We start from the raw sequence: 6,616 nt of genomic DNA, 5'->3' as shown, positions 1-6,616 counted from the left end.
CTCGTGATCTCCCGGCTGTTCGCCGATCAGCATCATCGCGGCGGATGCCCGCCCCTGCGAGAAGACGACGTGCCGCGCGTCCCGCCACAGCTCGCATCCGCGACAGTCCGGCGCAGCGCGACGAAGCGCCGCCAGCGTGTGGCGCGCCGGTACCCAGTGCTCGGCGCCCGGACGCTCCGGATCGTCGGCCGGCGAACGTGCTTCGGGGTCAGTGGGCATGCCGCAACGTCACCATGCGTCGCGCCGCTTCCGCGAGTGCTTGCGGCGAACGGCGGCGGAGGCTAGCGCCCTCAGTCCTCGTCGTCGCCCGGATGCGCCGCGAGGTAGCGCTCGATGCGGCGGTCCGGGATGAGCCAGATCACGGCGACCACCACGTACGGCACCAGCCCCAGCCACGGAACGACGAAGCTCAGCCCGATGCCCACCGCGTACAGCACGGGGGAGATCCAGCCTTTCACGTTGCGCCCGATCGCCTCCCGAACGCGGCCGCCGCCCGGCCGCCGCGCGATCGCCGACTGAAGGATGCTGTACGCCACGGCCGCGGCGAGCAGGTTGACACCGTAGACCACGGTCGGAGCGGTCGCGACCTCCGTCTTCGTCAGCCAGCCCGTCGTGAACGGGAAGAGTGAGAGCCAGAACAGCAGGTGCAGGTTGGCCCAGAGCACCCGGCCGTCCACCCGAGGACGCAACTGGAACAGGTGATGGTGGTTGTTCCAGTAGATGCCGATGTAGATGAAGCTCAGCAGGTAGGTGAGCAGCCCGAGCCCGGACGTGTCGAACAGGGACTGGAACGTCGTGCCGGACGGCACCGCGAGCCCCAGCACCATGACGGTGATGATGATCGCGAGAACACCGTCGCTGAACGCCTCCAGTCGTGACGACCTCATCGGATGCCTCCCCGCAACCCGCCCTGCCCGTGCGTGCTCGACGACTCGCTCACGGCGAAAGCCTATGGGCCGGACGGCGCCAAGCCGGGTTGCCCGAGCGTCGCGTCCCGGTGCCGTATCGTCGGCACCACGCCGGCGCCCACTCCACGAAAGGGCGCACCCGACGAAAAGGACGACCCGATGTCTCTCGCGGAATTGCTGGTGACCCCGCTCGGCTGGATGCTGCGCGGCAAGCGCTCGAAGCCGGAGCGCAGCGTGCAGTTCGCGCAGGAGCTGGCCTCCCCGGGCATCCTCACCGTCTCCTCGCCCGCCTTCGACGCAGGGCAGGCTATTCCTCGCCGGCATTCCGGCATCGGCCGCGGCCCGAACATCTCACCTGAACTGCGCTGGAGCGGACTGCCAAATGACACAAAGCAGCTGCTGCTCATCGTCGAGGACACGGATGTTCCGCTCGACTCGCCGATCATTCACCTGATCGCGCTGCTCGAGCCCGACACCACGCACGGCGTCGCCGAGGGCGCGCTCACCCCAGGCAACCTCACCGTGCACTACGTGCCGGCGTTCCGCGGCTGGGTCGCCTACCAGGGGCCACGACCGCTGCCTGGGCACGGGGTGCATCACTACGGCTTCCACCTGTACGCGCTCGACGTCGAGCTCGACGTGCAGGGCATCAATGGCCTGACCGAGTTGCTGCCCAAGGTCGCAGGACACGTGCTCGCCTCCGGATCGCTGGTCGGAACGCAGCGCGCCTGAGCCAGTCCGCATTCCCGCGCGCAGCACGCGCGAGCCGACGCCGCGCACGCGGGGACACCGTGCGTATCGTTGAGCATGACGCCTTCGCACGAGTCGTACCCCCTTTCCCCGAACGTCCCGGCCGGTTCGCCTGCGACCGCCTCGGCACCGCAGATTGGCACCCTGGGCGAACTGAAGGCCTCTGGCCACGTGCAGAAGCCGCTGCGCACCGAGGTGCGTGACAACCTCCTGGCGAAGCTGCGTGCCGGTGAGGACCCCTGGCCGGGCGTGCACGGGTTCGAGAGCACCGTCATCCCGCAGCTGGAGCGAGCGCTCATCGCCGGACACGACATCGTGCTGCTCGGCGAACGCGGGCAGGGCAAGACGCGTGTGCTGCGCACGATCGGTGGGCTCCTCGACGAGTGGACGCCCGTGATCGCGGGATCGGAACTGGGCGAGCATCCGTACCAGCCGATCACGCACGCGTCGATCCGCAGGGCCGCGGAGCTCGGCGACGACCTGCCGGTGGCGTGGCGGCACCGCAGCGAACGGTACGTCGAGAAGCTCGCGACGCCCGACACGTCGGTGGCCGACCTGATCGGCGACGTCGACCCGATGAAGGTCGCTGAGGGGCGCTCGCTCGGCGACCCGGAGACCATCCATTTCGGGCTCATCCCACGCAGCCACCGCGGCATCGTCGCGATCAACGAGCTGCCCGACCTGGCCGAGCGCATCCAGGTGTCCATGCTCAACGTGATGGAGGAGCGCGACATCCAGATCCGCGGCTACGTGCTGCGCCTGCCGCTGGACGTGCTCGTCGTCGCCAGCGCCAACCCGGAGGACTACACGAACCGCGGTCGCATCATCACGCCGCTGAAGGATCGGTTCGGCGCCGAGATCCGCACGCACTACCCCCGGCAGCTGGAGGCGGAGATCGCCGTGATCAGGCAGGAGGCCGAGCTGGTCGCGGATGTTCCCGACCACCTGATCGAGATCCTCGCCCGGTTCACGCGCAACCTGCGCGAGTCCAGCTCGATCGACCAGCGCAGCGGCGTCAGCGCCCGGTTCGCGATCGCCGGCGCCGAGACCATCGCCGCGGCAGCACTGCACCGCTCGACGGCACGCGGCGAGCACGACGCCGTCGCCCGCACGGTCGACCTGACGACGGCGGTCGACGTGCTGGGCGGCAAGATCGAGTTCGAGACAGGGGAGCAGGGCCGCGAGTCGGAGGTGCTCACCCACCTGCTGCGCACGGCCACCGCCGACGCCGTTCGCGCGCACTTCCGCGGCATCGACTTCGGACCCCTCGTCGCCGCCATCGAGGGCGGCGCCATGGTCGCCACCGGTGAGCGGGTCACCGCGGCCGAGTTCCTGGGCGGCCTGCCGATGCTCGGCGAGTCGCCGGTGTACGACGAGGTCGTCGAGCGGCTGGATGCCCGCACCGACGGCGAGCGCGCCGCCGCCATCGAGCTCGCGCTGGAGGGCCTGTACCTGGCGCGCAAGATCGGCAAGGACACCGACGGGAACGAGACGATCTATGGCTGAGCATCCGGCAGGCACGCCACGTCGTTCCCCGGTGAGCCGGTTCCATCGCTACGAGGGCGGCGATCCGCTCGCGCCACCCGTCGACCTCGCCGAGGCGCTGGACGCCATCGGCGAGGACGTCATGGCCGGGTACTCGCCGGAGCGCGCGCTGAGCGAGTTCCTGCGAAGGGGCGGCCGCGACCTGACCGGCCTCGACGAGCTATCGCGTCGCGTGGCCGAACGACGCAGGGACCTGCTGAGGCGACACAATCTCGGCGGCACGCTGCAAGACATCCAGAAACTCCTCGACCACGCCGTGCTGGAGGAGCGCAAACAGCTGGCGCGTGACGTCGACATGGACGACACCGACCGCTCGTTCGCCGAGATGCGGCTGGAGAGCCTGCCGACCTCCACGTCGGCCGCAGTCAACGAGCTGAGCGACTACGACTGGCGCTCCTCCCAGGCACGAGCCGATTACCAGAAGATCAAGGACATGCTCGGCCAGGAGCTGCTCGGTCAGCGCTTCTCCGGGCTCAAGCAGACGCTGCAGAACGTCACCGACGAAGACCGCGCGGCGGTGAACAAGATGCTCACCGACTTGAACCGGCTGCTCGACAAGCACCGCCGCGGCGAGGACACTCCCGAGGACTTCGCCGAGTTCATGGCCGAACACGGGCAGTTCTTCCCGGAGAACCCGCAGAACGTGGACGAGCTGATCGACGCGCTCGCGGCACGGTCGGCAGCGGCGCAGCGGATGCTCAACTCGATGACCGAGGAGCAGAGGCAGGAGCTGATGCAGCTCTCCGCCCAGGCGTTCGGCTCGCCGCAGCTCATGGAGCAGCTCGCCGACCTCGACGCGAACCTGCAGGCGTTGCGCCCGGGCGAAGACTGGAGCGGCTCGGAGCGCTTCGACGGCGACCAGCCGCTCGGGCTCGCCGAGGGCACCCAGGTGCTCTCCGACCTCGCCGATCTCGACGAGCTCTCCGAACAGCTCTCCCAGGGGTACGACGGCGCCCGACTCGACGACGTCGACCTCGACAAGCTGGCCAGGCAGCTCGGCGACGACGCCGCGGTCGACGCCAGAACACTGCGTGACCTCGAGCAGGCGCTGCGGCGCAGCAACACGTTCCGCCGCGACTCGCAGGGCAACCTGCAGCTGACCCCGAAGGCCATGCGGCAGCTCGGCCAGACGCTCCTGCGCGACATCGCGAACCGGATGTCGAAGCGCAGGGGAGAGCGCGACGTGCGCCTCGCCGGGGCGGCGGGGGAGACCTCCGGGGCGACCAAGCCGTGGGAGTTCGGCAGCACGGAGCCGTGGGACATCCCTCGAACCATGCTGAACGGCGTGCTGCGCCGAGCGTCGGGGAGCACAACCGGCCGTCGCATCGAGCTGGACGACATCGAGGTGGAGGAGACCGAGTCGCGCACGCAGGCGACGGTCGCCCTGCTCGTCGACACGTCGTTCTCGATGGCGATGGACGGCCGGTGGGTGCCGATGAAGCGCACGGCGCTCGCGTTGCACACGCTCATCCGCACCCGGTTCCGCAATGACCGGCTCGAGCTGATCGGCTTCTCCCGGCACGCGCAGGTGATGGAGATCGAGGAGCTGACCGGGCTCGACGCCATGTGGGACAAGGGCACCAACCTGCATCACGCGTTGCTGCTGGCGAACCGGCACTTCCGCAAGCATCCGGATGCCCAGCCGGTTCTGCTCATCGTCACCGACGGCGAGCCCACCTCGCACTTGGAGGCGGATGGATCCGTGCGGTTCGCCTACCCGCCGCATCCGATCACGATCGCGCACACCGTGGACGAGCTGGATGTCTCCATGCGGCTGGGTGCGCAGATCACGATCTTCCGGCTCGGCTCCGACCCCGGGCTGGCGCGCTTCGTCGACGGACTCGCGCGTCGGGTCGGCGGACGCGTCGTCGCACCGGAACTCGACGACCTCGGAGTCGCCGTGGTGGACAGCTACCTCGGGTCGCGGGGATCTCGTCGCGGACGAGGCGGCGAGGGCGTGTTCGACGCAGGCGGAGACCTCTTCGGCGGCCCGGGCTACGACGGCTACAGCGGCGGCTGGTTCGGCGGCCGCGGATTCTGGGTCGACCAATAGCATGCCGGAGGATCCGCTGCACTGGCTGCTGACGCTGCGGATCGACAAGAGCAGCTTTCTGATCCCGCTCGACGTCGTCGTCGCGCTGCTCGGTCTGTATCTGCTGCTGAGGTCGCCGCAGCCCCGCCGGCTGCTGCGCTCCTTCGGTGCAGCGGTCCTGGGGGCAGCGGTAGGTCTGTTGCTGGCGTGGCTGGTCAGCGACGTGTGGAACGTCTTCGGGCTTCCGTTGACGGCGGTCACGCGCATGTGGGTGGCGATCGCCTTCGCCGGGGTGTTCCTCGCCGTCGCGAATCTTTGGGGGACCAGATGGTGGCGGAAGGTGGTCGCCGCCGTCATGATCCCCGGCGTTCTGCTGGTGGCGGCAGCCGGCATCAACGTGGACGAAGGGGCGTACCGGGACTTGAACGACGCTCTCGGCATCGTGCCGTATTCGGCGATGCCGGCATCGCACCTGACGGCTTACGCCGGCACGATGGACCCGAATCTGGGGAAGGACTGGCGCCCGCCTGCAGGGATGCCGAAGCACGGTCGGGTGGGCACCGTGCACATTCCGGCGACGGACTCGCACTTCGCCGCACGGAAGACGGTGGTCTATCTCCCGCCTGCGGCGTTGGTGCGGAAACCGCCGGTGCTACCTGTGTTGATGCTGTTCGCCGGTCAGCCGGGAACGCCATCGGACGTGTTCACCTCCGGCCGGGCGGCGGCCACGTACGATGCCTTTGCCGCCCAGCACAACGGACTCGCCCCCATCGTGGTCGCTGCCGACCAGCTGGGAGCACCCGGACAGAACCCGATGTGCGTCGACTCGCCGCTCGGGAACTCCGCCACGTACCTGACCGTGGATGTCCCGAACTGGATCCGCACCCACCTGCCGGTCGCCGAGAGCAGCAGGTACTGGGCGGTCGGCGGGTACTCGCAAGGCGGCACGTGCGCCATCCAGTTCGGCGCAGGACATCCGGAGCTGTTCGGCTCGATCATCGATGTGCTGGGAGAGCTGGCACCCGCCATCGGCTCGAAGACGGTCGCGGAGGGCTTCGGCGGCTCTAGAGCCGCGTATCAGGCGTCCACGCCTCTGGTCATGCTGGCCCAGCACGCGCCATACCGGGACAGCTTCGCGATCTTCGCTTCCGGCGGCCGCGATCTGAAGTACACGCGTTACGCGAAGGAGCTGAACGCGGCCGCGCGACGGGCCGGGATGACGACAGAACTGCTCGTCTCCCGAGCTTCCGGGCACGACTGGAACACCGTGCGCTACGCGTGGGCGAGGGCGCTGCCTCAAATAGCCGATCGGATGGGCCTCGCTCAGTGAGTGGTCACTGACCTTGCACTCTCGGTGAATTCACCGGCGATCCACACGCTT

Annotated in this window: 5 protein-coding genes and 1 pseudogene; 4 read left to right on the top strand and 2 right to left on the bottom strand. The window is 69.0% G+C overall.

Going from position 1 to position 6,616, the window contains the following annotated elements:
* Positions 1 to 219, bottom strand: a pseudogene (locus ACTHNC_RS14655) (hypothetical protein); the annotation flags it as partial.
* A gap of 71 nt (positions 220 to 290) precedes the next feature.
* A complete protein-coding gene (locus ACTHNC_RS14650) occupies positions 291 to 887 on the bottom strand; it encodes a TMEM175 family protein (protein ID WP_440295350.1) in 597 nt (198 codons plus the stop codon).
* A 180-nt stretch (positions 888 to 1,067) separates the two neighbouring features.
* On the opposite strand from ACTHNC_RS14650, the gene ACTHNC_RS14645 reads away from it, so the two are divergent.
* The 4 genes from ACTHNC_RS14645 (at position 1,068) to ACTHNC_RS14630 (ending at position 6,565) form a co-directional block, all read left to right on the top strand.
* Positions 1,068 to 1,640, top strand: a complete 573-nt coding sequence (locus tag ACTHNC_RS14645; RefSeq protein WP_440295349.1) for a YbhB/YbcL family Raf kinase inhibitor-like protein — start codon at positions 1,068 to 1,070, stop codon at positions 1,638 to 1,640.
* A 75-nt stretch (positions 1,641 to 1,715) separates the two neighbouring features.
* Positions 1,716 to 3,164 (top strand): magnesium chelatase, encoded by a 1,449-nt coding sequence (locus ACTHNC_RS14640; protein ID WP_440295348.1) that lies wholly within the window; start codon positions 1,716 to 1,718, stop codon positions 3,162 to 3,164.
* A complete protein-coding gene (locus ACTHNC_RS14635; protein WP_440295347.1) occupies positions 3,157 to 5,256 on the top strand; it encodes a vWA domain-containing protein in 2,100 nt (699 codons plus the stop codon). The genes ACTHNC_RS14640 and ACTHNC_RS14635 overlap by 8 nt, the downstream gene beginning before the upstream one ends.
* 1 nt (position 5,257) lies before the next feature.
* Entirely contained in the window at positions 5,258 to 6,565 is a 1,308-nt protein-coding gene (locus ACTHNC_RS14630; RefSeq protein ID WP_440295346.1) for an alpha/beta hydrolase, read from the top strand.
* The last annotated feature ends 51 nt before the right edge of the window (positions 6,566 to 6,616 follow it).

The sequence above is a fragment of the Humibacter sp. genome, assembly GCF_051954055.1.
Taxonomy (GTDB): Bacteria; Actinomycetota; Actinomycetes; order Actinomycetales; family Microbacteriaceae; genus Humibacter.
Note: the sequence above shows the minus strand (reverse complement) of the source record. Positions and strands in the feature narration are given on the sequence as shown.